This is a genomic window from Oscillibacter sp. 1-3, from assembly GCF_000403435.2.
Taxonomy (GTDB): domain Bacteria; phylum Bacillota; class Clostridia; order Oscillospirales; family Oscillospiraceae; genus Oscillibacter.
Window position 1 is genome coordinate 589,209 of the sequence record NZ_KE159709.1, and the last position, 25,156, is coordinate 614,364.

Consider the following 25,156-nt stretch of genomic DNA (forward strand, 5'->3'; position numbering starts at 1 on the left):
CAGGGCGATAATTCGCAAGATAATTTAATTTTATAGCAAATTAAGTATTGCTTGTGCTCTGCGTTTTTCTTATAATAATCTCATCATCAATGTGGGACGTCTGTTTGGGGGAGGGCCGTTTCGGTTCCGTCAGACCGGCGTCCCGTAAAAAAGTTTATATGGCGGCCGCGGGTGAATCTCCATGCTGCGGCGGCAAGGAGGCAGTCAAATGAACGCAAGAGTGCAGCGAATGAAAGACAAATTGATGAACTCCCGCCCCTGTATCACGGCGGAACGTCTGGTGCTGGAGACGGAGGCCTACCCGAAATTCGCCGGGGACGCGGTGCCTGTTTTCCGGGCCAAGGTGGTCAACTACATCATGGAGCATATGACGACGCTCATCATGGACGATGAGCTCATTGTAGGCACGCCCACCAACCGCTACCGGGGCGCCAATCTCCACCCGGAGTTCCAGTCCAGCTCCTGGTATATCAGCGATATTGATGAATTTCCCGTGCGCGGAACAGATCCCTACGATATTTCTCCCGAGGACCGGGCGCTGATTCTGGAGAACCTCAAGTACTGGGAGGGCAAGTCTATGGAGGACCTGTCCAAGACCGCTCTGCCCGCTCACATCCGGGAGGCCTGCCAGGACGACATCATCACCGTGGGCCTGCGCAACGGCGTGTCCGGCGAGACTTTGTGCGATCACGAAAAACTTCTTCGTGTGGGCATCCGGGGCTATATGGAGGAGTGTCAGGCCAACATCGAAAAGACCCCCGGCACCTGCCGTGAGGACCAGGCCAAGATTGATTTCTGGAATGCCTGCATAATCCAGTGCCGGGGACTGATTACTTATGCGCACCGCATGGCGGACGAGGCCCGGCGTCAGGCGGATGCCTGTTCTGACCCCAGGCGGAAGGCGGAGCTGCTGACCATTGCGGAGAACTGCCGGACAGTCCCCGAGAATCCGCCTCAGACGTTCCACCAGGCCCTCCAGCTGGTGTGGTTCGTCCATGTGTACTTCCACATTGAGGTCTGCACCACCGCCTGCGGCTTCGGCCGGTTTGACCAGTACATGTGGCCGTTCTACGAAAAGGACGTACTCATCGACAAGACCCTCACGCGGGAGCAGGCCCTGGAGCTGCTGGAGTGCCTCTACCTCAAGGCCTGTGAGGTTTTTGAGGTGCGGGACAAGTGGTACGCCCGCTCCTTCGCCGGGTATCCCATGTGGGAGATCCTGATTGTAGGCGGCCAGACCCCGGACGGCTCAGACGCAACCAACGAGCTGTCCTACCTCTGCCTGGACGCCGCCGACGAATTGCAGACCACACAGCCCGTCCTGGCGGTGCGGGTCTGGAGCGGCACGCCGGAGCCCCTGATCCGCAAGGGCTGCAAGATGATTCAGGAGGGGCAGGCCAATCCGGGCTTCTTCAACGACGAAACCGCCATGAAGATGGCCATGGGCAAGGGCTGCACCCTGGAGGAGGCCCGGGACTGGACCATTGTAGGCTGCATCCAGCCCGGTCCTGGCGGCGGCGGCACCGACGGTTCCCCCGACGCGGGCTATGTCAATATGGGCAAGATGCTGGAGCTTGTCCTGCACAACGGCGTGGACCCTGTCACTGGAAAGCTCATGGGCCTCCAGACCGGCGATCCCCGGGACTTCAAGGACATCGAGGAGTTCAAGAATGCCCTCAAGGCTCAGATTCTTCACCACTATAACCTGGTGCGCACCGGATATAATATCATGCAGAGCATCCATATGCTCCGCTATCCTGTCATCTTCGCCGGCATGGTCACCAAGGGCTGTGTGGAGAGCGGCCGATCCGTTCAGGAGGGCGGCGCCCAATACAGCACCGCCGGACTCTACATCACCGGAGCGGCCAATCTGGCGGATTCCATTGTGGCTATTGAGAAGTGCGTCTTCGAGGATAAGGACTTCACCATGGATGAGCTGATCCAGGCGCTGGACAAAAACTTCGAGGGAGAGGAGCGGATGCGCCAGCTCCTTCTGAACAAGCCCGCCAAATTTGGCAACGACGACCCCCACGCCGACGGCGTCTACCGGGAGATGATGCACTTTATCGCCGACAATGTGCAGACGTGGCAGGACGCCAGAGGCGGCCATTACTCCTTCAATATTCACTCCCAGACCACCAATGTCTCCCACGGCGCCGTGTGCGGCGCTACTCCCGACGGCCGTCTGGCAAAAGAGCCCCTGTGCGACAACGCCTCGCCCATGATGGGCCGGGACGTGAAGGGCCCCACCGCCACAGTCAAATCCGTGGCCTCCCAGGGGCAGGCGGACTTTCACGACGGCGCCCTCTTCAACCTCCGCTTTGACCCCCACGGTGTGGCGGGGGAGAAGGGGCTCCAGTCCATTGAGGGCGTCATCAAGACCTTCTTTGCCAACGGCGGCGAGCATATCCAGATCAACGTTGTGGACGACGAGACTCTCCGGGCCGCGCAGCGCAAGCCGGAGGACTACCGCGGCCTTATGGTGCGGGTGGCGGGCTACATGGCCTACTTCACCGAGCTGGACAAGGAAGCGCAGGACAGCATCATCTACCGCACTGCCCATTTGAAGAAGGTGTAAGGAGCCGCCATGAAACGTGAAACCGCTCTGGTGGGCTCCATCCAGAAATTCTCCACTGAGGACGGCCCCGGCATCCGCACCACGGTTTTTCTCAAGGGCTGTCCGCTCCGCTGCCGCTGGTGTCACAACCCGGAGCTGATCGACTATGGGCAGCAGCTCATCCGGATGCCCAACAGCTGTATTCACTGCGGCTACTGTCTGGACCACTGCCCGCAAAAGGCCGTTTATGTGGACGAAGAGCGGAAGATTAACATCGACCGGGCAAAGTGCGATAAATGCATGCAGTGTGTGGAGTTCTGCTTTGCCAGAGGACTGCAGGCTGTGGCAAAACCTATGACAGCGGAGGAAATTTTAGCCGAGGTGGTCCAGGACAAGGGCTTTTACGATGCCACCGGCGGCGGTATGACAATCAGCGGCGGCGAGATGCTGAGCCATGCGGAATTTGTGGCGAAACTGGTGGATCAGGCGGCGGAGCAGGGGATTCGCGCCTGTCTGGATACCTCCGGTTACGGGGACGGCAGCGCACTTTTGAGTCTGGCCAGGCGGGAAAATGTGACCCATATTCTCTATGATATGAAGTCCATTGACGACGAGGTCCACATGGCTTATACCGGGCGCAGTAACGGCTCCATTTTGGAAAATCTGAGGCGGCTGGCAGAGGACCCTGTGACCCATGACAAGTTGCTGATGCGGATGCCCTTAATTCAGGGGGTAAACGATACCGCCGCCATCATTGAGCAGACCGCCGCATTTTACCGCCGGTATCAAATCCGGCAGCTGACGCTGCTGCCCTACCACGATTTTGGCGTTCCCAAGTCGGGCAATATCGGGGAGACCCCTGAAAGATTTTCGCCGCCTGCGCCGGAACGCATCGAGGAAATCCGGCGGTATTTCTGCGAGACTGCCGGGATGCAGGTGGAGGTCTTGGGAGTTGCAAAATAGTCTCCACGGATTTGGAGAACACACAAGTTTTGTTTCTGTGAGGCCCGCCGCGGATATATCCGCGGCGGGCTTTCTTGAGCGGCGGTCAGAGGGGCTTTGCCCACGCCGGGCGGGCCGAGAAAACCGGATTTTCCCCGTTTTCCAGAAAGCGCACGGCGGTCAGCCCATCAATTTGGCGCATGTCAACAGAGGGGCCCGAAGGGGAAGCTGAAGGCATTCGGTGTCTTCTCAATGGGGAAAGAGGGACATCCGGAGCTGCATTCCGAAGGCCTGCATCCGTTTGGATTTCGCTGATATGGATTGCATTTTCTTCCATTCTCGGCTACAATAGGGATGCGTGCTTTTTCGCGCGGCAGTGTCCCTGCGCACCTGAAAGGGCGAAAATCAAAAACAGCGAGGTAATTCATGAACCAAAAAGAAATCAGCGAGCTGCGCCGCCGCTGGCGGCCTGAGAAAAGCGCCGTCAGCCGGATCTACGGCTGCTTTGTCAACAGCGGGAGAAAGATCGTCTCCGACCTGGACGAGTCCCTTGGCGCCATGCCCCAGGAGGAGGCGGAGGAGTATCTGGGCCTTTTGAAAAAGATCCTCTCCGGCGCCTTGGGCAGGAACCTGATCGACATCGTGTTCTCCACCCAGCAGGTGGCGGACAGCGAGGAGCACCGTCTCCTCTCCGCCCTGCGCGCCAGCGGATTGAAGGACCGGGAGACCCGGAGCGCCTTCTACCAAAAGGTCATCGACAGCCTGGACATGGGGGACGACAGCTATCTCCTCCTGATGGCCTGCGACGCCTACGACGTGCCCCGCAGGGGAAAGGACGGCGAGACCCAGGCAGACGCCTCCGACGAGGTGTTTACCTACATCGTCTGCTGCGTCTGCCCGGTAAAGGCTGGCAGGGCGGAGCTGGGGTATTTCCCCGGCGACAACGAGTTTCACTACACCGCGGGACAGGTAGTGTCGGCGCCGGAGCTGGGCTTCCTCTTCCCGGCCTTTGACAACCGGACGGCCAACATCTACAACGCCCTTTTTTACTCCCGCAAGCCGGACGAGCTCCACCAGGAGTTCATTGACGCCGTGTTCCGCACGGAGCCGCCCATGTCCGCGGCGGAGCAGCGGGAGGCGTTTCAGGAGGCGCTGTCCACTCTGGAGGAGACGTGCAGCGTGGAGGTGGCCCGAACGGTCCATGAGCGGCTGGCGGAGCGGATTGCCCAGCATAAGGAGAGCAAAGACCCGGAGCCTCTGGCGGTGACGGCGAAGGACATCGGCGGAATTCTCCGGGACTGCGGCGTCCCGGAGGAGCGGGTGGGCACCTTCAAGGAGAGCTGCGATGAGCGGTTCGGCGCGGACACGGTTTTGAGCCCCGCCAACCTGATCGACGCCGGAAAGTTTGAGATCCGCACTGCCCAGGCCAAGGTGTCCGTGGACCCGGAGTGCAGTTATCTGGTGGAGACCAGGGTTATCGACGGCAGAAAGTACATCCTGATCCCTGTGGAGGAGGACGTGGAGATCAACGGGCTCCCTGTCCGGTTCGCGGCGGAAGAATAACGTGAAATCCCCGGCCTGCGGCCGGGGATTTTTGAAGCAGATGCAATTTTTTGAATATGAACAATACCGCATAACTCCGCTGATTTATCTGAGCGGATTCCCGCTTGCCTGCGGACCTCGCGTATGCGGTATCCCAATCCCGCTGCATCCATTTCAATCTCTCCCACAGCCTGGCAGACTGATTTTGAAGGTATTTCTTTACGAAAAATCGAACGCTCAGTCAGCTTTTATTGGGATTATCTAGAAAAGTGCGGAGAAATAGATACAGCGCATCTCTCCGCGCTTTTATCAATGCCGGGAGTTTAGGCCATGTTTGAAAAATGGCCTAATTGTATATCCGTTTGCCCCGGGACAGGGATGCGGAAATGCTTGCGCCGGAGGTGGTTTCATGGTATGATTGTCCTATTCAATTTCGCCGGAAGCGGCGATTCAGGGGAGGAATCCATCATGAAAGACCAAAAAACCCTGGCGTACATCAACCTTTTCGCCATTCTGGGAGCTCTGCCCTATCTCTGCGACCTGGACAAAAAGTCGGCTCAGCTGATAGAAAACGCCAGCGTCTCCGTGGGCTTTGCCGTGAAGGGCGGCCCCGCCGCCACCCTCTTTTTCGGCGGCGGGCGGTGCCGCATGGCCCCCGGCACGGACCGCTGCCAGGTAAAGCTGCCCTTCTCCTCCTGCGGGAAGTTCAACGGCCTCATTGACGGGACTGTGACGCCCATCCCCACCAAGGGGATTACCAAGGCGGGCTTCCTCATGGGCCCCTTCACAAAGCTGACGGACCGGCTGACCACATTTCTGCGGCCCGCCCCCGGCGCCCTGGACGACCCGGAGTTCTTCCGGATTTCCACTACGCTGATGTTCCACGTCATTGCCGAGGCCGCCGCCCAGATCGCAAATGAAGATCCCATCGGCCAATGCTCCGCCGCCAGCATTGTGGACGGCACGGCGAAGCTGTCCATTCAGGACGGCCCCGGCGCGGCGCTGCGCTGCCGGAACCACAGGCTTCTCACCGTCCACTCCGCGCCGGAGAAGTTCCTGTCGTACATGGAGTTTGAGAATATGCATGTGGCCCGGGACCTCTTCGACGGAAAACTCAACGCCATCGCCGCCGTGGGCCTGGGACAGGTCCGCATTGGCGGCATGATCTCCCAGATCGACAACATCAACCGTATCCTGGACCGGGTGGCGGTCTATCTCGCCTAGGCCGTGTTTGAAAAGTGACAAAACGCCCCACCGGCGGCAGCGGAACATAGTTTTATGCAGGATAAGAAAGGACAAAGGATGAATATCAACGATTATTCCAAGAGCCGGGAGGCCTATCTTCGGGCCTGCAGGGTGATCCCCTCCGGCATTTACGGCCACCAGGGGCCCGCCGAGGGCTGCTACACCCCCGTGGAGGCCTGGCCCCTGTTCTCCCAGCGGGCAAAGGGGGCCTATTTCTGGGACCTGGACGGCAACCGCATGATCGACTATATGTGCGGCTACGGCCCCAATATCCTGGGCTACGGCGACCCGGATGTGGACGCCGCCGCCGCGGCGCAGCGGGAGCTGGAGGACTGCGTGACGGTTCCCTCCACCAAGATGATTGAGTTTGCCGAGCTGCTGGTGGACACCGTCGCCAGCGCGGACTGGGCCTTCTTCGCCAAGAACGGCGGCGATGTGACCACCCTGGCCATTCTTACCGCCCGGGCCCATACCCGCCGGAAGAAGATCGTCTTTTTCAAGGGCTACTACCACGGCGTGGATGCCTGGGCCCAGAAGAAGGACTACTCCGGCATTCTGGAAGAGGACGTGATGCACAACCTCTACGTGGACTGGAACGACGCCGACGCACTGGGGGAGCTGTTTGACCGCTATAAGGGCGAGATCGCCGCCGTAATCAGCCAGCCCTACATGCACGGCAACTTTGTGGACAACGAGCTGCCCGCCGAGGGTTTTTGGCAGAAGGTCCGCAAGCTCTGCACCGACAATGAGGCGCTGCTGATTATTGACGACGTGCGGGCGGGCTTCCGGCTGGATCTCCGGGGCAGCGACCATTTCTTTGGCTTTGAGGCGGACCTGATCTGCTTCTGTAAAGCCCTGGCCAACGGCTACAACGTCTCCGCCCTCTGCGGCAAGGAGTTTTTGAAGGGCACTGTCTCCGGTATCAGCTACACCGGCAGCTACTGGCTCTCCGCCGTGCCCTTCGCCGCCGGCATCGCCTGCATAGAGAAGATGAAGCGGCTGGATCTGCCGAGGGTTCTGGACGAGAAGGGCCGAAAGCTGCGCCAGGGCCTTCTGGCCGCGGGGGAGAAGTACGGCTTCGATCTCCATGTATCCGGCATGCCGAGCCTTTTCTACCTGCGTCTGGCGGACGACCCCAGCCTGATGCTCCATCAGGAGTGGATTGCCGAGTGTGTGAAGCGGGGCGTGTTCTTCACCACACATCACAATCACTTCCTGAACTACGCCCTGTCAGATGAAGACATCGCCCAGACCATTGCCGTGGCGGACGAGGCGTTTGCCCTGCTCCGGGACCGCCACCCGCAGTAAACCGCGCAGAGAAGCAGGGGCGGACCGCGGCAGCGGTCCGCCCCTGCTTCTCCTTCAAAAATGGGCATTGACTTTTCAGACTTTTAAGTGTTATAGTAAATATGCAACGTGTAGCGTCACCGCATAAATCCGGTTGACCGCTGCGCGTTGCTTTTTTATTTGTTCCCCAATTTCAGCCGAAAACGCGCGGCCGGAGAACACCAGTCCATTTTTCCATCCGTGGGTTTTCTCGTGTTTAGGAGGTAATCAGCATGCAAAAAAAATCCAACGCATTTCTCGAAACTGAGCCGGTGGGCAGACTGATGGCAAAATATGCCGTGCCATGTGTTATCTCGCTGCTGGTGGCGGCGTTGTACAATATCGTGGATCAGATTTTCATCGCCAATGCGGAGTATCTGGGGTCCTACGGAAATGCGGCCAATACAGTGGTCTTTCCGCTGACGGTGGTAGCTTTGGCTGTCGCGGTTATGATCGGCGACGGCTGCTGCGCTTTTGTGAGCATCAGCCTGGGCAGAGGGGACAGGGACGCCGCTCACAAGAGTATCGGCAGCGCGATCCTGCTGTGCATTTTCTCCGGACTGATTCTTGTGGCGCTCTATCTGGTCTTTCAAGAGCAGATTCTCACTCTGTTTGGCGGAGAGGTCAATCAGGAGACCTTTTATCATGCCAAGGAGTATTTCTTTTGGATCACTCTGGGCGTCCCCTTTTATATGTTTGGTCAGGCGTTGAATCCCATCATCCGCTCTGACGGCAGTCCGAAGTTCGCCATGGTCTCTACCCTGGCGGGAGCGGGCGCCAATATCATTCTGGACCCCATATTCATCTTCATTTTTCGCTGGGGCATGATGGGCGCGGCGGTGGCCACAGTGCTGGGCCAGATTCTGACGGCGGCGCTGGCCGTATGGTATCTTTGCCACATGAAGGCGGTCCGGCTGGAGCGGGCCAGTTTCCGTGTCCATGGCACTCTGGCAAAGAAATATCTGCCATTGGGGCTTTGCAGCTTTCTCTCTCAGATCTCTCTGGTCATGGCAATGGCGGCGATTCAGAACATGACGCTGAAATACGGCGCGCTGGACCCCGTTTTCGGGCAGGAGCAGTACGCCCAGATCCCCATGGCAGTGCTGGGCATTGTGATGAAGTTTTTCCAGATTGTTATTTCCATTGCGGTGGGACTGGCGGCCGGCTGCATTCCAATCGTCGGTTATAACATTGGCGCGGGGCGGAAAGAGCGGGCCAAGGCCCTCTTTACGCGTCTGCTGGCCGCGGAGGCCATCGTGGGCGGCGTTGCTCTGCTGATCGTGGAGCTGTTTCCACGGCAGCTCATCGGTATTTTTGGCGCGGCCAATGAGAGCGTCTACTACGCCGAGTATGCAGTCAAGTGCTTTCGGGTGTATCTTTGCATGACGGTGCTGGCCACAGTGAACAAGGGGACGTTCATTTACCTGCAATCCCTGGGGAAGGCCTTTGCCTCCACCGCCATTTCTATGGTGCGGGAAATTCTGTTTGGCGTGGGCTTTGCTTTGCTGCTCCCCCCGCAGTTTGGACTGGACGGAGTTCTATACTCCATGCCGGTTTCCGATCTGCTGACATTTGTGATCTGCGTCGCTGTGATTCGATACACCTATCGGACGTTGGGAAAGAGCTAGACATTGTTTGAAAAATGCCAAAACGCCCAAGCGCAGACCTTTTCCGCCGTTCCGCGTTGATTTTCTTGCTATACACAAAGTATGGCTGCGTCAAATCGCCTGAACCGGCGAAAAAATCTATCGCCACTTATCAAACAAGGCCTAGAAAAGCCGGGCGGGAGCAGGAACAGCCCGCGGAGCTGGTCGATTTGAGACTTTTCCGACGCGGTTCGGATGGAAAATTTGCCGGTAAGCCGTGCGTTTGGGCTTACGTGAACAGGACCTAAGATTTAGAACAAACCTCCTTGTATTTTCTCGCCAAATATTGTATGATAACAACAGTATACAGCACGATGCGCAGAGAGTCCGGTGTCCCGCCCCTCCGGCGGGACGATCCCATATTAGAGGAGGCCATCCTATGGAAGAGAAGAGAATGATTAAGGTCACCGTAGACGGCGTGGAGCACGCCTATCCCCACGGCACACCCTACCGCGCCATCGCGGCGGATTTCCAGGACCGTTACCCCTGGGACATCCTGCTGGTCAACCGGGATGGAAAGCTCTGTGAGCTCCACAAGGTCCTGGACCGGGACTGCTCCCTGAAAATGGTGACTGCCCAGGACAAGCCAGGCATTCAGACCTATGAGCGCAGCGCCGTCCTTTTGATGCTGAAGGCATTCTACGACGTGGCGGGCCGGGAGAATGTAGAGCGTGTCTGCGTGGAGTACTCCCTCAGCAGCGCCCTCTTCATCCTGGCGCAGGGCAATTTTACCCTGGATCAGGCCATGCTGGACCGTGTGGAGGAGCGGATGCGGGAGCTGTCCGCCCAGGCCCTGCCCATTGAAAAGAGCTCCGTCAGCACCGATGACGCCATAGAGCTGTTCCGCAGCGCCGGACTGGTCCACAAGGCCCAGCTCCTCAGCTTCCGGATCAATTCCCGGGTCAACGTCTACTCCCTGGACGGCTTTGTGGATTACTTCTACGGCTACATGGTGCCGGACACCAGCTATGTCAAGTGCTTCGGGCTGGAGCTTTTTGAAAATGGCTTCGTCCTGCGCCTGCCCACTCAGAAGAATCCCAATCAGCTGGGAGATTTTCTGCCCTCCAAGAAGGTCTTCCGTGAGCTCTATGGGTCTACGCTGCGCTCCAAGGCGCTGAACGCCTCCAATGTGGCGGAGCTGAACACCACCATCTCCCAGGGAGGCGCCATGCCCCTGATTCTGGCCCACGAGGCCATGATGGAGAAGAAGATCGGCGACATCGCCGAGGAGATCGCGGGGCGCAAGGACGTCCGCTTTGTGATGATCGCAGGGCCCTCCTCCTCTGGCAAGACCACCTTCTCCCACCGTCTGTCCACCCAGCTTAGAGCCTGTGGCCTGCGGCCCTATCCCATCGCCACGGACAACTACTTCAAAAATCGGGAGGACACTCCCCGGGACGAGAACGGCAATTACGACTTTGAGGGCCTGGGAGCCATGGACGTGGAGCAGTTCAACCAGGACTGTGTGCGCCTGCTGAAAGGGGAGACGGTGGAAATCCCCACCTTCAACTTCAAGAAGGGTCAGCGGGAATACAACGGCAACTTCCTCACGCTGAGAGAGGGAGACGTGCTGGTGATCGAGGGCATCCACTGCCTCAACGACCAGTTTACCTACGCTCTGCCCAAGGAGAGCAAATATAAGATCTATATCAGCTGCCTCACCACGCTGAATATTGATGATCACAACCGCATTCCCACCACCGACGCCCGCCTCCTGCGGCGGATCGAGCGGGATGCCCGAACCCGGGGATACAGCGCCCAGGCCACCATCAAGATGTGGCCTTCCGTCCGGCGGGGAGAGGAGAACAACATCTTCCCCTTCCAGGACAGCGCGGACATGGTGTTCAACTCGGCGCTGATCTATGAGACGGCCCTGCTGAAGCCCTATGTGCAGCCCCTGCTCTTCGGCGTTCCCCGGGACAGCGAGGAGTATATCGAGGCCAAGCGGCTGCTGAAATTTCTGAACTACTTCCTGCCCATCCCCGCGGACAACATCCCCAAGACCTCCCTCATGCGGGAGTTTATCGGCGGGGGCTGCTATCACGTTTGACCTGAGCGCGCGCCGCTTTTCGGGCTTTTGCCCGGAGGGCGGCGCGCGTTCTCCGGCGCGGCCCCGCCTGCTCCGGATGAACGGGGCGCCGTGATACTCAAAACAGATCTCGCAATCTGGATTTGAGTATGTTATACTTTCAAAAGAACAACGAAGGGAGGCGGAAGATCATGCGGCAGCTTCGTCTGGTGGTGGCATTCCACACGACCTCTGCCGCCATTGCTGCGGAGGCCCTGTGCCGCCGGCTGGGACTGGAGGGAAAGCTGATCTCCGTTCCCCGGCAGGTGACCTCGGACTGCGGCATGGCCTGGTCCGCGCCGCCGGAGCTGCGGGAGACGCTGGAGAGCCGTCTGGCGGAGGCCGGCGTGGAGACGGCGGGCTTCTATGAGCTGGTGGTCTGAGCTTCAGTTCGTTGTTTTTGCCTATCGCTATTTTTTGAGAAGAATAGCGGCGGAGAGAAGAAAGTGAGGAGAACTGCGTATGAGAGAGAAAAATTGGGTGCGGGACTACGGTCCCATTGTGCTGGCGGGCCTGATTACCGGCGCTGCGGCGCTGGCGCTGACGGCCCTGGGCAACCCCAAAAACATGGGCTTTTGCATCGCCTGCTTTGAGCGGGACATCGCCGGGGCCCTGGGCCTTCACAGCGCCGCCAAGGTTCAGTACCTGCGGCCGGAGATCGTGGGCATCGTACTGGGGGCTATGGCGGCCGCTCTGGCGGCGAAGGAGTTCCGGGCCAAGGCGGGGTCCTCGCCCGCCAGCCGGTTTCTGATCGGCCTGTTTGTGATGATCGGCGCGCTGGTGTTTCTGGGCTGCCCCTTGCGGATGGTGATCCGCCTGGGTGGCGGAGATCTCACCGCCGTGGCGGGCCTGCTGGGCTTTCTGGCCGGAATCCTGGTGGGGATCGTCTTTTTGAAAAAGGGCTTCTCCCTGGGACGGGCATATCCCGTCCCTGCCGCCGAGGGAGCAGTGCTCCCCGGAGTGATGGTGCTTTTGATGGTGCTGCTGCTGGCGGCGCCGGGTCTGCTGCATTTCTCTGAGGAGGGCCCCGGCTCCCAGCGGGCCTTCTGGCTGGTCTCCCTGCTCGCCGGCGCTCTGGTGGGCGCCGCCGCCCAGCGGAGCCGCCTGTGCATGGCCGGCGGCCTGCGGGATGCCTTTTTACTGCGTGACTTCCGCCTGCTGTCCGGTTTTCTGGCCATCTGGGCTGCCGTCACCGTGGGCAATCTGATTCTGGGGAACTACAACCTCTCCGCCGTCAGCCAGCCAATTGCCCACTCCCAGTATCTATGGTCCTTCCTGGGTATGGCCCTGGCGGGCTGGGGCTCCATCCTGCTGGGGGGCTGTCCCCTGCGGCAGCTGATCCTGGCGGGGGAGGGCAGCGGAGACGCCGCTGTGTCCGTGCTGGGCATGGTGGCGGGCGCCGCCGCGGCCCACAATTTCGGTCTGGCGGGGAACGCAGATTCCGTGGTGGACGGCACCTATCAGGTCGGCGGCACCAGCACCGCCGGTATGGCTGCCGTAGCGCTGGGATTTGCGGTTTTGCTGGCCGTGACGCTGACCCATCTGCCGAAGAAGGAGGGAGCAAGATGATTGACACCCGTGGATTTGGATGTCCCACCCCGGTGCTCATGGTCCGGGAGGCACTGCAAAAGGACGCGCCGGCGTCTCTGGAGGTTCTGGCAGACGCCCGTGTGGCAGTGGAAAACGTCACCCGGCTGGCCCGGTCCATGGGCTACCAGGTGGCGGAGACGGCCGAGGGATTGGACTTTAAGTTGGTACTTACAAAGGGATGAAGACAGGAAAAAGCCCCGGGAAGACACCGTCTTCCCGGGGCTTTTTCCGCCGCTCTCGCGGCGGGATTTTGCAGGGGCTTTGCCCCTGCACCCCACAAGCTTTTTGAAAAAAGCTTGCGCAAAAACTTTTACGCATCCCAGAACAGCTCGTCCAGTGTCTTGCCCAAGGTGCGGCAGATGGCGACGCAGAGCTTGATGGTGGGATTGTAGTCCCCCTTCTCAATGGCGTTGATGGTCTGCCGGGAGACACCAACGGCGTCCGCCAGCTGCTGCTGACTCATGTCCATGGCGGCCCGGGCGGATTTCAGGCGGAGATTTTTCATTCCACCTCCGTTTCCCGGTCCCGCAGCAGGAAGTTGACGACGTAGACCATCAGAATCACAAAAGTCATGATCCCCACCACCAGGTTGACCGCCCGGAACGTCAGGATTCCGCCCTCCACCAGTTTTCCATGTGCCGCCTGGAGGGCGCCCAGTCCCAGGTTGCTCAAAGAAAGCAGCGCAAACAGCGTTATAATCCGCCGGGGGCGCTCCAGCAGACTCAGGTAGGCGTCCTTGAGGATGCAGGTCACCGCAAACACCAAAATTCCCGCCGCGAGGCACAAACACCCGCCTGCCAGCGCGTCGCACCACCGGCCCACTGCCAGCTCCGAGGCCCCGTAGAGAAAAATGCTCCCCATCAGGGTGAAAAAGCCGTATTTGAACGCCACGCCCCGGGCTTGCTCCTGCCGCTCGTCAAAGGTGCAGTCCAGCACCTTTTTCCGGAACAGCAATGCTACAACCAACAGTCCTACGGCCAGCCCCACCGTCAGGCCCGCCACGATGCCCATGCGCTCTTCCGCTCCCATTTGAAAAACCTCCAATCAATTTCTGCCGGCCCGGTTTGCTGGCCTTCCGGCTGCCGTCAATGCCGGGTTACAACGGGCTTTCCGCTCTCATCCAGAAGCGGCGTCAGACCGCCGGAGTTGGCGCATTTGCGCCACAGATAGTTCACGCCGGTCTCCGTGTCCACCCAGATCTCCACCACATCCATGGTGCCCTGACTGTATACCTTCTCAAAACGCTTCATCAACCATTTTCCTTTCCGATTTGGAACCACTGCGCCCACAGCCGGCCCGCCGGGGCGCGTCGTTTGCCCGAGCTGGATACAGGATAGCACTGATACGACTATTTGTCAAGTATATTTTACTTAATATCAAAAAATAACGATAGAATGTCGGGAAATAGATTGTTACTGCTTTGTTTCAATTTGTTATTCTTTTGAGATTACTTGCGGTGAAAAGACATTATAATAAAATTATCAACAAGAGAGGATGATGAATATGCGCCGTTTTTTGACGCTTCTTTTGGCGTTGTGCCTTCTGTGCGCCCTGGCCGCCTGCGGCACGCAGACCCCGCCGGAGACGCCGCCTGCCCCGGAAGATCCTGTGCCGGAGGTTTCGGCGGACCCGGACGAGGGCTATGCCGTCTACGACTGCGGCGAGATCGAGGTTGCCCTGCCTGCGGAGCATCTGGACCTGCTGGTTGTGGACACGGAGTTTTCCGATGCGGAGGAGCGCTGGAGGCCGCTGATCTCCGTCTACGAAAGGGCCTCTTGGGAGGCCGCGGCGGCGGACTGGGGCGAGGGCTCCGGCATGGGCTTTCTCTTCGGCATTCTCGCCATGGATCAGGCGGGCTACGAGCAGTTTTTGTTTGGAGCGCCTGCTGGCATGGAGATCATTGCCCAGGACGGGGGACGGTATTACGCCCGGACCTTTCCCACCGACGTGCGGTTTTACCGCTCCGGCGGGACCGACATGGAGAGTGAGGACTGGAGGACCTGGGAGACTCTGAATCAGATGGGCGAGGCGGTCATGGCGGATGTGATCGAGCGCAACGGCCTGACGCCCTGTGACAGCGCGGAATTTTTCAGAAAACCCTTTACCTGGGAAGGCGCTCATGCCTATTTCCAGTTCCACTTTTACGGTGAGTACGACGCGGAGTACTGGTATGTTCTGGCCCTCTCCCAGCCGGTGCGGCAGGGGGAGGGGGGCATCTGGTGCGTGGACCGCTGGCTGCATGAGGGGGGCAACCCCATGCTGTACTTCCCGGACAGCGGCCTGCCTGCCGCGGAGTATTACGCCCAGCTGCAGGCGGCCTGCGACAATGGGGAGCAATCGAAGCTGCTGACCCCCGCCGGGGCCGCGGCGGCCTTCATCCTCGACTATTTCGGCATAGAGCCGGCGGCGGAGGACCTCCGGCCACTGGACGGGGAGGAGGAGGCCCGGGCGGCGGCTGACCTCCGCCTGCGGGAGATTATGACCAGGGTCTGCACCGGGCAGGACTTGGACGGCATGGAGCTGCTGGAGTGCCTGGGCCGCGTGGGAGAGGACAACTGGGCCTCTTTGGGCCTCTTGGAGCCTGTGGGCCTGGAGGGAGAGTGGTGGCCTGTCTTTCTGAGGGCCCTGGAAAGCGCCGCCATCGGCGATGAGCAGCAGGCCAGGGACCGGCATCTGATGGCCTTTTGCCTGACGGTCCGGGACGGTCCCTCCCAGTACTATGAGGCGGTGTCCGCGCTTGTACGGGAGCAGCGGGAGGCGGACGGCGCGGCCTTCGCCGCGGCGCTGGCGTCCTTCTCTCCGGAGGAGCAGGCACATCTGGAGACAGTCACAGGCGAATGAAAAAGAGGGGGATTTCCCCCCTCTTTTCTCACGTCTTGTTTGTCTTTTGTTCCTCGATTTGCCGGTACAGGCACCGGAGGCCGTCGGAAAGGCCGCCCACCTGGTCGATGAGACCCAGGCTCACAGCCTCCTCGCCGTAGATCACACTGCCGACGTCTGCGGCCATGTCGTCCTTTTTCAGCATCAGGTCCTGAAAGTCCTCCCCGGCGATGCTGCTGTGCCCGGCTACGAAAGCCACGATCCGCTCCTGGAGCCGCTCAAAGTAGTGGTAGGTCTGGGGAGCGGCGATGACAGTGCCGCTCATGCGAACGGGGTGGATGGTCATGGCCGCGCTGGGCACGGCAAAGCTCCGCCTCGCCGCCACCGCCAGGGGTACGCCGATGGAGTGGCTGCCTCCCAGGACGATGGAGACCGTGGGCTTGGTCATGCCGGCGATGAGCTCCGCGATGGCAAGGCCCGCCTCCACGTCGCCGCCCACGGTGTTCAGCAGGAACAGCACGCCGTCCACGTCCTCGCTCTCCTCCAGCTTGGCCAGCAGCGGCAGGACATGCTCGTACTTGGTGGTCTTGGCGTTGCTGGCTGCGGTGGTATGGCCCTCGATCTGGCCGATGATGGTCAGGCAGTAGATGGCGCCGTGGGGCGTGCGGGTCAGGGCGGCGCCGAAGTCCAGGATGGCCTGGGTGCTCTCCGGCTCGTTTTCTTTTTCAGCGCCGGTGGTCTTTGTGGGTTCGGTCATAAAATCCCTCGCTTTCTCCGGTATTTTCCGCAGGTTTTCAGAAAATACACCTCCGGCGGCAAAAACCTTACAACATTGTAAGAGAGGGAGGCGTAATGTAAGGCAAATCAATGGCTTCCCCGGCTCCGCTCTGTTATACTGACGACAGTTCCAAGAGAACAAGAAATGCAGATGGAGGAATATACTATGAAAGAATACAATGTGAAATATGTGCTGGCTGCGGCCGCGGCTATGGCGGCAATCATCGCGGTGCAGATGGTTTTGTCCTGTGTTTTCACCTTCCATGTGGGAGAGGTCTTTTCCAGAACCGCTGTCAGCGCGCTGTTCTACTATTCCATTTTCATGCTGTGGAGGAAGAGTCGGAAGGCGGCGTGCTGAGCAGATTCTTACGGCAGACCGGCGCGGGGACGGAAGTCCGCGGGCCGGTTTCTCTTTTTTGTTCATACTTGGGCTTTCCTTTTTTTCCGGCCCGTGCTATACTGACCGTATCAAAGGAGGGGGAGGTGCCGGTGGAAGAGAACCATAATAAGATCATCAGCCGGGCGGCGCAGTCCGTGCTGAGGCCCATGGGGCTCTTTCGCAAGGGCCAATCCCGGCTCTGGGTGGACGACAACGGATGGTTCTTGATTCTGGTGGAGTTTCAGCCCAGCGGCTGGGACCGGGGAACATACTTAAATGTCGGAATCCACTATCTCTGGCACGGGAAGGACTATCTGAGCTTTGACTACGGGTACCGGGTCCATGAATTTGTCTCCTTTTGCGAAGGAGAACGGGAATTTGAGCAGGCCGTGGTCTCTCTGGCGGAGCAGGCGGCGGAGACTGTGCTGGATTACCGGGGGTTTCGGGACATCTCTCAGGCTGTGCGGCGGATTGAGGCGCGGTGTGCCCGGCGGGAATCCCAGGAGCTTTACGACCGGATGATGATCTGCGGGCTGGCCCGCAGCCCCGCAGCGGCAGACTACGGGCGGAGGCTGGAGGAGGATGTGAAACACTCCTCTCTGAGGTATGAAACGGAGGATTACCGGGAGTGGGTGGAGGAGATTGCGCCGCTGGTACGGGACCGGGATGGATTTTATGAGTACATTGTTGAGAAGGTCTCCGCCCGGAGGGAGTTCTGGCGCGGAAAGGCCGGTATGAAGAAGCTGGCGGCAGAGTGGGAGATGTGATTGTCTCCCCGATGCCTTTCCCGGGGGACGCCTCCGAAGACGCCGCTTTTGAAATGGACGGCGGGACGTTTGACTGCTTTTATTGGGAGGAAGCTGTTTTGAAAGAGAAGAAACGCATAGTGGTGAAGGTGGGCACCTCCACCCTCACCCACGACTCCGGCGGCCTGGACCTTCGGAGTATGGAGCGGCTGGCCCGTACGCTGGCGGACCTCCACGGCCTGGGCCATGAGGTCATCCTGGTGTCCTCCGGCGCCATCGCCGTGGGGACGGAGAAGCTGGGGCTTCCCGAGCGGCCCAGAGAGCTGCGGATGAAGCAGGCTGCGGCGGCGGTGGGTCAGTGCCGGATGATGCACATTTACGACAAGCTCTTCAGCGAGTACAACCAGTCCGTGGCGCAGATCCTGCTGACCGGGGACGATGTGGAGGACCCCGTCCGGGCGGAGCACCTGCGGGGCACTTTCTCCGCCCTGCTGGAGATGGGGGTCATCCCGGTGGTGAATGAGAACGACTCCGTCTCCTCCGCCGAGATCGAGACGGGGCGCCACAAGGTTCTAGGCGACAACGATACCCTCTCCGCCATTGTGGCGGGGCTGTGCGAGGCGGATCTGCTGGTCCTCCTCAGCGACATTGACGGCCTCTACGACGCCGACCCCAAGACCCACCCGGACGCAAGGCTCCTCCACCGGGTGGTGGAGTTGACGCCGGAGATACTGGAGATGGCCGGCGGAGCGGGTACCTGGCGGGGCACCGGCGGCATGGCGACCAAGCTCTCCGCCGCCCGGGTGGCCATGGCAGCCGGGTTCGATATGGTCATCACCAACGGCGCACGGACGGAGGACCTGTACGGCATCGTGGAGGGGCAGGACATCGGAACCCGGTTTGTCGCTGTCAGCAGAGGCGCGTGACGGCGGAAATGGACAGACGAATGGGAATGAAACTGGGGGATACCAAGGCGGACGCGGCGGCGCTGCGGATTCTGCGGCGGCGGTTTCCCAACATACCCCTCTCGGAGATGAAAAGCAGAATTGCCGGCCATGAAGATGTATATTCCTGCGACGGAGGAATTGACGGCAGAAAACCAAAGATGGAAAGGGAGCTTGCGCAGGCAAATATCCGGGTTGAGCGCTATGAGGAGTGGACCGGCGGAGACGGCGCGAGAAAGGCTGCGCCGCTGTCCCGGGAATACCTCTACAATTTCCTCCACCGGTACGGGGAGATTTCCCGCCAGGCTGACCGGGATATAGACAATGAATCGGCTGAATAGCGGAGGTGCGGTTATGACAATTTTACAGCAGCAGGGCGCGGCGGCAAAAGCCGCGTCCTACACCCTGGCTACTGCCGGGACGGCGAGGAAAAACGCCGCCCTGGAGGCCATCGCCAATATTTTGACGGAGCGGCAGGCAGAGTGGCTCTCCGCCAACGCCGGGGACGTGGCCGCTGCCCGGGAGGCGGGGATGCGCGATGCCATGCTGGACCGGCTGACCCTGACTCCGGAGCGGATCGCCGGAATCGTGGACGGCGTGCGGCAGGTGATAGCCCTGCCGGACCCCATCGGCACGGCGGACAAGACGGAGACCCGGCCCAACGGCCTCATCATCAGCCGGCGGCGGGTGCCCCTGGGGGTCATCGCCATCATCTTTGAGGCCCGGCCCAACGTCACCGTGGATGCGGCGGCGCTGTGCCTGAAATCCGGCAACGTCTGCATCCTCCGGGGCGGAAAGGAGGCCATCCGGTCCAACCGCTGCGTCGCCGCCCTCATGCGGGAGGCCTTGGCCTCCGCGGGACTGCCGGAGGACTGCGTCTCCCTGGTGCAGGACACCAGCCGGGAGACCGCCAATGAACTGATGCACTTGGACGGCTATGTAGACGTGCTGATCCCCCGGGGCGGGGCGGGATTGATCCGTACCGTGGCGCGGGAGGCCAGCGTTCCCGTCATCCGCACCGGCGAGGGTGTGTGCCACATCTACATCGACAGCGAGGCGGACCTGGACATGGGGGCGGAGATCCTGTACAACGCCAAGTGCTCCCGGCCCTCGGTGTGCAACGCCGCGGAGTGCGTGCTGGTTCAGGAGGACGTGCTGGAGCCGTTTCTCCAAAAGGCCGTGCCCCTGCTGGACCGAAACAGGGTGGAGCTGCGGTGCGATGAAAAGGCCCTGGCGGTTCTGGGCGGCCGGGGCGTCCCGGCGGCGGAGAGCGACTGGGACGCGGAGTACGACGACTATATTCTGGCGGTCCGCGCCGTGAAGGACATGGAGGAGGCCGTTGCCTTCATCAACGCCCACGGCACCCATCACTCCGAGAGCATTATCACTGCGAACTACTTCAAGGCCCAGCGGTTCCTGGACGAGGTAGACGCGGCGGCGGTGTACGTCAACGCCTCCACCCGCTTCACCGACGGCGGAGAGTTCGGCCTGGGGGCGGAGATCGGCATCTCCACCCAGAAGATGCACGCCCGGGGCCCCATGGGGCTGGAGGAGCTGACCTCCTGCAAGTACGTGATCTACGGCACAGGTCAGGTGAGGTAAGAGAAATTCGGCGTCTCCGCGTCCGGCAAAGCCGGACAGAGAGCTGTATTCACAGGCGCTGAAGGCCGTCCGGACGGGGCTTTTCGCGCCCGTCCGGCATTCCCCGCCTGGGAATACAGCTTCTCAATTCCCAATTCCTAATTCAACGGGGTGTTTATATGACGAACGATGCCACATACAGCGGCGTGAAGCTGGGTTTTATCGGCGTGGGAAACATGGGCGGCGCTCTGGCACGGGCGGCCCGGAGGAGCGTGCCCGGGAAGTGTATCGGCCTCGCCGGCCGCACGCCGGAGAGGGTAAAGGCCCTGGCGGAGGAGCTGGACTGCCGGGCCTCCGGCGGCATAGGCGTCGCCAAATGGGCGGACTATATCTTTTTGGGCGTAAAGCCGCAGATGATGCCAAAGCTGCTGGAGGAGTTGAAGCCGGAGCTGTCGGAGCGGCAGGACCGGTTTGTCCTGGTGACCATGGCGGCGGGACTCACCATGGACCGGATTCAGGAGCTGGCCGGCGGAGCTTATCCCGTCATCCGCATTATGCCAAACACGCCCGCCTCCGTGGGCGAGGGGATGATCCTCTACACCTGCGGCGAGGGCGTCACCGGGGAGGAGGAGCGGATCTTTCTGGAGGCCATGGCCGGGGCGGGGCGGTTTTCAGCCCTGCCGGAGCGGCTGATAGACGCCGGGTCCGCCGTGTCCGGCTGCGGCCCCGCCTTCGCGGACCTGTTTCTGGAGGCCCTGGCGGACGGCGGCGTGGCCTGCGGTCTCTCCCGTACGCAGGCGATGGAGCTGGCCGCGCAGATGCTGCTGGGCTCCGCCAGACTGGCCTTGAAGTCCAAACAGCACCCCGGCGCGCTGAAGGACGCCGTCTGCTCCCCCGGCGGCTCCACGATCCAGGGTGTCCGCGCTCTGGAGGCCGCGGGTTTTCGGAGCGCCGTGATGGAGGCGGTCATCGCCGCCTATGAAAAGACGCTGGAGTTGAAGTGATATTTTCCGCTTGGCCAGGCGCGGCCGGAGATTTTCGGTCCAGTGATGGGAAAACGGGAGGTTTTTATGGGTATTTTAGATAAATTCCGGAAGAAGAAACCGGCAGAACCGCCAAAGGAGGAGGTCTCTCCCGGCGGCTCCGCCATCTACCGCTATCAGGAGCCGGCACCTGTTTACCACCCGCCGGAGCGGCAGGGGGTCTACGCGGAGGCGGTGACGGCGCACTTTGAAAAGCTCTTCCCCGGGCGAAAGAGCTTTGTGTTCCACGAGATTCTCTCCGACCTGGTCCACATCGACGTCTACATCCTGGAGCCCACGGCGGAGGCCGATTACTACGTCCTCTACACCACCGGTATGAGCGACCGGCCTATGACGCTGCCGGAGGAGCTCTCAGACCGGGAGAGCCTGAAATACGCCGAGCTGTACCTGTTTTTGCCGGGGGACTGGCAACTGGGGGAGCGGAGCTCATTGGACAGCGAACTGCCTTACGGGAGCTACTGGCCCATCCAGATGCTGAAATTCCTGGCCCGGTTTCCCCACGAGTACCACACCTGGCTGGGCTGGGGCCACACCATTCCCAACGGGCCGGACTACACTCCCATCTGCGATGGCGTGGGCTTCGGCGGCGCGGTGCTGACCTGGAGCGGCGGCGATCTGGGTCATGTGGAGACAGAGGACGGCCATGACGTGATGCTCTACGGCTTGGTCCCCGCCTACAAGGAGGAGATTGAGTACAAGCTGAAATACGGCATGGAGGGTTTGGACCAGCGGTTCCGGGAGGGGGAATTGCCCATGGTGCTGGACATCCATCGCCCCAATCTCTGCGAGGGGTTTACGGAGACCTTTGACTGAGACGAAAAGGAGGACGGCTGCGGAGTGACCGCAGCCGCCCTTTTTTAGATCAGATCCCCCTCGGAGTGATCCCGCAGGGGCAGGTCCCGGAAAATCTCGGCCTCGATCCGCTCGTACTCCGCCGGGCCCCGGGAGCGGCGCATCCTGCCGCCGTACCGCTCCCCGCCCTCGAAGAGATGAATGAGGTAGAACCAGACCTCCTTCATCCGTTGGGAGGCGGGGCCCGTCTGGCCGTAAAAGGACTGATACTCCCGATACAGAGCGGCGGTGAAGCTTCGCAGTTCCTCCCGGCTGGCGGCGGGGCCGCCCCGGAGCTTTCGGAGCAGGGCCGGGTCCGCTGCGGCTCCCCGGCCGATCATCACGTGCTCTGCCTGGGGAAAAGCCGACGCAAACTCCCGGCACTCCGCCGTGGTCCGCAGGTCGCCGTTGTAGCACACCGGGTTCCGGCTCTCCGCCAAGGCCATGGCGAATACGTCCCGGTGAACCGGGCCCCGGTATTTCTCCTTCTGCACCCGGGGGTGGATGGTCAGGCAGGCGATGGGGTAACGGTTGTAGATCTCCAGCAGCCGCCCGAACTCCTCCGGGGACTGGATGCCCAGCCGGGTCTTTACGGAGACGGGGAGGGGCGCCCGGGCGAACACCGTGTCAAAGAAGCGGTCCAGCTCCTCCGGTCTTGCCAGAAAGCCCGCCCCCTTGCCCTTGGCGGTGACGGTGCCGGAGGGACAGCCCAGGTTCAGGTTTACCTCGGTATAGCCCAGGTCCCGTACCGTCTCCGCCGCCCAGAGGAAGTCCTCCGCCCGGCAGGTCATCACCTGGGGCACCTGATGGAGGCCGGGGAGCATCTCCAGCTCCCGGCGGTCCCGGGGGGTGAGGATGTGCTGAGGCGTGGGGGAGAAGAAGGGAATGAAATACCGGTCCGCGCCGCCGAACCACTGGGCCCACACCCGGCGGAACACCGCCTTGGTGATGCCGTCCAGAGGAGCCAGGTCACAGCGGGCGATCACGGCAGCATTTCCTCCCACTCCGCCGGACGAAAGCCCGTGAGAACAAAGTCCTCTCCCACCAGAATAGGCCGTTTCACCAGCATTCCGTCGGTGGCCAGCAGTGCCAGCTGCTGTTCCTCATCCATAGCGGGAAGCCTGTCTTTCAGCCCCAGCGCTTTGTACTGGAGGCCGCTGGTGTTGAAGAACTTTTTCAGAGGGCTTCCGCTCCTCTTCCACCAGGTCCGCAGCTCCTCCGCAGAGGGATTTTCCAGCTTGATGTCCCGGGCCGTATAAGAGACCCCTTTGGCGTCCAGCCAGGCTTTTGCCTTTTGGCAGGTGGTGCATTTGGGATAGTGCAGAAATAACATGGCGGTTCTCCTTTGTCATGAAAATAGATCCAGCTGCTGCCCGGTCTGCTTGTCCTCAAATTCCATGAGCCAGCCCATGGCCGCCTCCGGCTCCCAGAGGACGCCGCGGGCCCGGCACTCCTCCCGGAAAATCTCCGTCAGGCGGGAGGCGTTGGGGCTGCGGCACTCGTAGCGGTTTCCGAAGGCGCGGATATACGCTCCTTCACGCCGGGGAAGTGCCGGTCCAGCTGGGCGTAAAAGTACTCCCGGTCCCCCTCCCGCAGCGTGACGCCCATGCCGAAGTTGACATGGCCTCTGCCCCGGCGTCGAAGCAGTACCCCAGCACTCCCCGCAGGTTCTCCTCCGTGTCGTTGAGAAAGGGGAGGATGGGGCAAAGCCACACGCAGGCAGCGATACCCGCCTCGCGGCAGGCTTTCAGCATCTCGAACCGGCGGCGGGTGGTGCAGACACCCGGTTCCAGAACGCGGCAGAGGTCCTCGTCGAAGGTGAAGGTGGTGCAGACAACAGCCTTGGCGGTTTGATTGATCCGCTTCAAGAGGTCCAGGTCCCGCAGGACCAGGTCGGATTTGGTCAGCACCGACACGCCGAAGCCTTGGCGCTCAATGACCTCCAGGCAGCGCCGGGTCAGGCGGGTCTCCCGCTCCAGGGGCAGGTAGGGGTCGCACATGGAACCGGTGCCGACCATGCAGCGGCGGCGTCTGCGGCGGAGGGCGTCCTCCAGCAGTTCCGGGGCGTTGACCTTCACGGCCACATCCTCGAAGGCGTGGTCCATCTGGTAACAGGCGCTGCGGGAGTCGCAGTAGACGCACCCGTGGGTGCAGCCCCGGTAGACGTTGATGCCGCCGCGGGGGGAGAGGATGGACTTTGCTCTGATCTCATGCATGGCGGCGCCTCCTCTTGAACAGGGAAAGTATAGCAAAAAAAGGAGATGGGAGCAAGAGGCAAAAATGGGGACACACAGATCCGCGCGGCGGTCCGTGCCTCCCTGACGTGTTAGAAGCTGTACCAAAACGCGCGCCGCCGCCTATTGGTACAGCTTCTGATTGTCCCCATACGGAGACGAGGCGGTTCCGCAGGCGCGGGTTTTGCACCTGCGGAACCGTTTGTCCCCGTTATTCCCGGATAAAATTTGTAAACGAAATCGTCTCCTGCTCCGGCAGAGGAATTCCGGCCTTGGCACCGGCCTCCTTGCACTTGAGGAACCAGGCCATGTTTTTTCCCAGAATCCGCATGACCTGCATCCCCTCGGCGTCCTTCCGCACTTCATCCGGCGAGGCGCCGTGGACCATATTCCAGTACCGGGAGGTGATGATCGGCATCTGCATCAGACCGAAATATTTGTTCATCTGGTCCCAGGTGGCCGTGGTCCCGGCCCGCCGGGCGGAGATGGCCAGTCCTGCGGGTTTCAGCAAAAAGCGGTTTCCGCCGCCGCAGAAGTCGGCGTAAAAGGCCCGGTCTAAAAAGGAGGTAATGGCACCCGTGGCCCCGCCCCAGTGGACGGGGGTGCCGAAGATGAAGCCGTCGTAATCCCCGGCCAGTTCCAGGAATTCATTCACCTTGTCGTCAAATACGCAGACATGCTTTTTGACGCAGGTTTTGCAGGCGATACAGCCGGAGAGGGGCTTGCTGCCGATCCAGAAGACGTCCGTGTCTATGCCGTTCTCGTTCAGTGCGGAGGCTGCCTCCAGCAGCGCCGTGTAGGTGCAGCCCTCCTTGTGGGGACTGCCGTTGACCAATAAAACTTTCATCATGTGCACCTCATTTTTAGTGGTTCCGCTTTCTGCCC

The 25,156-nt window shown here is 60.9% G+C and carries 25 protein-coding genes and 1 pseudogene; 18 read left to right on the forward strand and 8 right to left on the reverse strand.

The genetic code is table 11. The features are described 5' to 3' along the window. Nucleotides 1-208: 208 nt before the first annotated feature. From C816_RS15365 to C816_RS15410, 10 genes are all read left to right on the forward strand, one after another. Complete coding sequence (locus tag C816_RS15365) at nt 209-2,578, forward strand: glycyl radical protein (RefSeq protein WP_016323318.1); 2,370 nt, start codon at nt 209-211, stop codon at nt 2,576-2,578. 9 nt (nt 2,579-2,587) lie between these two features. Further along, nucleotides 2,588-3,520: a glycyl-radical enzyme activating protein gene (locus C816_RS15370; protein ID WP_016323319.1), complete on the forward strand. Its 933-nt coding sequence runs from the start codon at nt 2,588-2,590 to the stop codon at nt 3,518-3,520. Between the two features lie 405 nt (nt 3,521-3,925). After that, nucleotides 3,926-5,062, forward strand: coding sequence for a DUF4317 domain-containing protein (locus tag C816_RS15375; RefSeq protein ID WP_016323320.1), 1,137 nt, complete (start codon nt 3,926-3,928; stop codon nt 5,060-5,062). Nucleotides 5,063-5,509: 447 nt separating this feature from the next. Next, nucleotides 5,510-6,265 carry a hypothetical protein gene (locus C816_RS21995; RefSeq protein ID WP_155979037.1) on the forward strand — a complete coding sequence of 252 codons (756 nt, stop codon included), beginning with the start codon at nt 5,510-5,512 and terminating at the stop codon, nt 6,263-6,265. 54 nt (nt 6,266-6,319) lie between these two features. Next, nucleotides 6,320-7,594, forward strand: coding sequence for an aminotransferase class III-fold pyridoxal phosphate-dependent enzyme (locus tag C816_RS15385; RefSeq protein WP_242832214.1), 1,275 nt, complete (start codon nt 6,320-6,322; stop codon nt 7,592-7,594). A 251-nt stretch (nt 7,595-7,845) separates the two neighbouring features. Next, the gene (locus C816_RS15390; protein WP_016323323.1) at nt 7,846-9,240 is read left to right on the forward strand and encodes an MATE family efflux transporter; all 1,395 of its coding nucleotides are present in this window, start codon (nt 7,846-7,848) and stop codon (nt 9,238-9,240) included. Nucleotides 9,241-9,637: 397 nt separating this feature from the next. After that, the gene (locus C816_RS15395; protein ID WP_016323324.1) at nt 9,638-11,308 is read left to right on the forward strand and encodes a nucleoside kinase; all 1,671 of its coding nucleotides are present in this window, start codon (nt 9,638-9,640) and stop codon (nt 11,306-11,308) included. Nucleotides 11,309-11,478: 170 nt separating this feature from the next. Beyond that, nucleotides 11,479-11,709, forward strand: a complete 231-nt coding sequence (locus C816_RS15400) for a putative Se/S carrier protein (RefSeq protein ID WP_016323325.1) — start codon at nt 11,479-11,481, stop codon at nt 11,707-11,709. Between the two features lie 79 nt (nt 11,710-11,788). After that, the gene (gene yedE / locus C816_RS15405) at nt 11,789-12,895 is read left to right on the forward strand and encodes a YedE family putative selenium transporter (protein WP_016323326.1); all 1,107 of its coding nucleotides are present in this window, start codon (nt 11,789-11,791) and stop codon (nt 12,893-12,895) included. Then, on the forward strand, nt 12,892-13,098 hold the full coding sequence (locus C816_RS15410; RefSeq protein ID WP_016323327.1) for a sulfurtransferase TusA family protein: 207 nt from the start codon (nt 12,892-12,894) through the stop codon (nt 13,096-13,098). Before yedE ends, C816_RS15410 begins: the two co-directional genes overlap by 4 nt. A 128-nt stretch (nt 13,099-13,226) precedes the next feature. Here C816_RS15410 and C816_RS15415 read toward each other — a convergent pair whose 3' ends face one another. The 3 genes from C816_RS15415 to C816_RS15425 are packed head-to-tail and all read right to left on the reverse strand — an operon-like array spanning nt 13,227 to nt 14,166. Further along, nucleotides 13,227-13,421: a helix-turn-helix transcriptional regulator gene (locus tag C816_RS15415; RefSeq protein WP_016323328.1), complete on the reverse strand. Its 195-nt coding sequence runs from the start codon at nt 13,419-13,421 to the stop codon at nt 13,227-13,229. Then, nucleotides 13,418-13,945, reverse strand: a complete 528-nt coding sequence (locus tag C816_RS15420) for a hypothetical protein (RefSeq protein ID WP_016323329.1) — start codon at nt 13,943-13,945, stop codon at nt 13,418-13,420. The genes C816_RS15415 and C816_RS15420 overlap by 4 nt, the downstream gene beginning before the upstream one ends. Nucleotides 13,946-14,001: 56 nt before the next feature. Next, complete coding sequence (locus tag C816_RS15425) at nt 14,002-14,166, reverse strand: DUF6440 family protein (RefSeq protein WP_016323330.1); 165 nt, start codon at nt 14,164-14,166, stop codon at nt 14,002-14,004. 253 nt (nt 14,167-14,419) lie between these two features. On the opposite strand from C816_RS15425, the gene C816_RS15430 reads away from it, so the two are divergent. Beyond that, entirely contained in the window at nt 14,420-15,757 is a 1,338-nt protein-coding gene (locus C816_RS15430; RefSeq protein ID WP_016323331.1) for a hypothetical protein, read from the forward strand. Between the two features lie 28 nt (nt 15,758-15,785). Here the strand turns inward: C816_RS15430 and C816_RS15435 are convergent, their stop codons facing one another. Next, nucleotides 15,786-16,493 (reverse strand): ClpP family protease, encoded by a 708-nt coding sequence (locus C816_RS15435; protein WP_016323332.1) that lies wholly within the window; start codon nt 16,491-16,493, stop codon nt 15,786-15,788. 186 nt (nt 16,494-16,679) lie between these two features. On the opposite strand from C816_RS15435, the gene C816_RS15440 reads away from it, so the two are divergent. The 7 genes from C816_RS15440 (at nt 16,680) to C816_RS15470 (ending at nt 22,019) form a co-directional block, all read left to right on the forward strand. Next, complete coding sequence (locus tag C816_RS15440; RefSeq protein ID WP_016323333.1) at nt 16,680-16,871, forward strand: hypothetical protein; 192 nt, start codon at nt 16,680-16,682, stop codon at nt 16,869-16,871. Nucleotides 16,872-16,996: 125 nt separating this feature from the next. Beyond that, nucleotides 16,997-17,659: a hypothetical protein gene (locus C816_RS22000; RefSeq protein ID WP_016323334.1), complete on the forward strand. Its 663-nt coding sequence runs from the start codon at nt 16,997-16,999 to the stop codon at nt 17,657-17,659. Between the two features lie 53 nt (nt 17,660-17,712). Next, entirely contained in the window at nt 17,713-18,564 is an 852-nt protein-coding gene (gene proB / locus C816_RS15450; RefSeq protein ID WP_051147106.1) for a glutamate 5-kinase, read from the forward strand. 20 nt (nt 18,565-18,584) lie between these two features. Continuing rightward, on the forward strand, nt 18,585-18,923 hold the full coding sequence (locus tag C816_RS15455; RefSeq protein WP_040655721.1) for a hypothetical protein: 339 nt from the start codon (nt 18,585-18,587) through the stop codon (nt 18,921-18,923). 13 nt (nt 18,924-18,936) lie between these two features. After that, on the forward strand, nt 18,937-20,184 hold the full coding sequence (locus C816_RS15460) for a glutamate-5-semialdehyde dehydrogenase (RefSeq protein WP_016323337.1): 1,248 nt from the start codon (nt 18,937-18,939) through the stop codon (nt 20,182-20,184). A 158-nt stretch (nt 20,185-20,342) separates the two neighbouring features. Beyond that, nucleotides 20,343-21,167 (forward strand): pyrroline-5-carboxylate reductase, encoded by an 825-nt coding sequence (gene proC / locus C816_RS15465; protein WP_016323338.1) that lies wholly within the window; start codon nt 20,343-20,345, stop codon nt 21,165-21,167. Between the two features lie 66 nt (nt 21,168-21,233). After that, nucleotides 21,234-22,019 (forward strand): suppressor of fused domain protein, encoded by a 786-nt coding sequence (locus tag C816_RS15470; protein ID WP_016323339.1) that lies wholly within the window; start codon nt 21,234-21,236, stop codon nt 22,017-22,019. A 44-nt stretch (nt 22,020-22,063) separates the two neighbouring features. On the opposite strand, the gene C816_RS15475 is transcribed toward C816_RS15470, so the two are convergent. The 4 genes and pseudogenes from C816_RS15475 to C816_RS15490 form a co-directional block, all read right to left on the reverse strand. Beyond that, entirely contained in the window at nt 22,064-23,023 is a 960-nt protein-coding gene (locus C816_RS15475; protein WP_016323340.1) for a tRNA dihydrouridine synthase, read from the reverse strand. After that, complete coding sequence (locus C816_RS15480) at nt 23,020-23,370, reverse strand: arsenate reductase family protein (protein WP_016323341.1); 351 nt, start codon at nt 23,368-23,370, stop codon at nt 23,020-23,022. The genes C816_RS15475 and C816_RS15480 overlap by 4 nt, the downstream gene beginning before the upstream one ends. Before the next feature lie 15 nt (nt 23,371-23,385). Further along, nucleotides 23,386-24,253 (reverse strand): annotated as a pseudogene (locus tag C816_RS15485) (radical SAM protein). A 229-nt stretch (nt 24,254-24,482) separates the two neighbouring features. Beyond that, entirely contained in the window at nt 24,483-25,118 is a 636-nt protein-coding gene (locus tag C816_RS15490; protein WP_016323343.1) for a flavodoxin family protein, read from the reverse strand. Nucleotides 25,119-25,156: the final 38 nt, after the last annotated feature.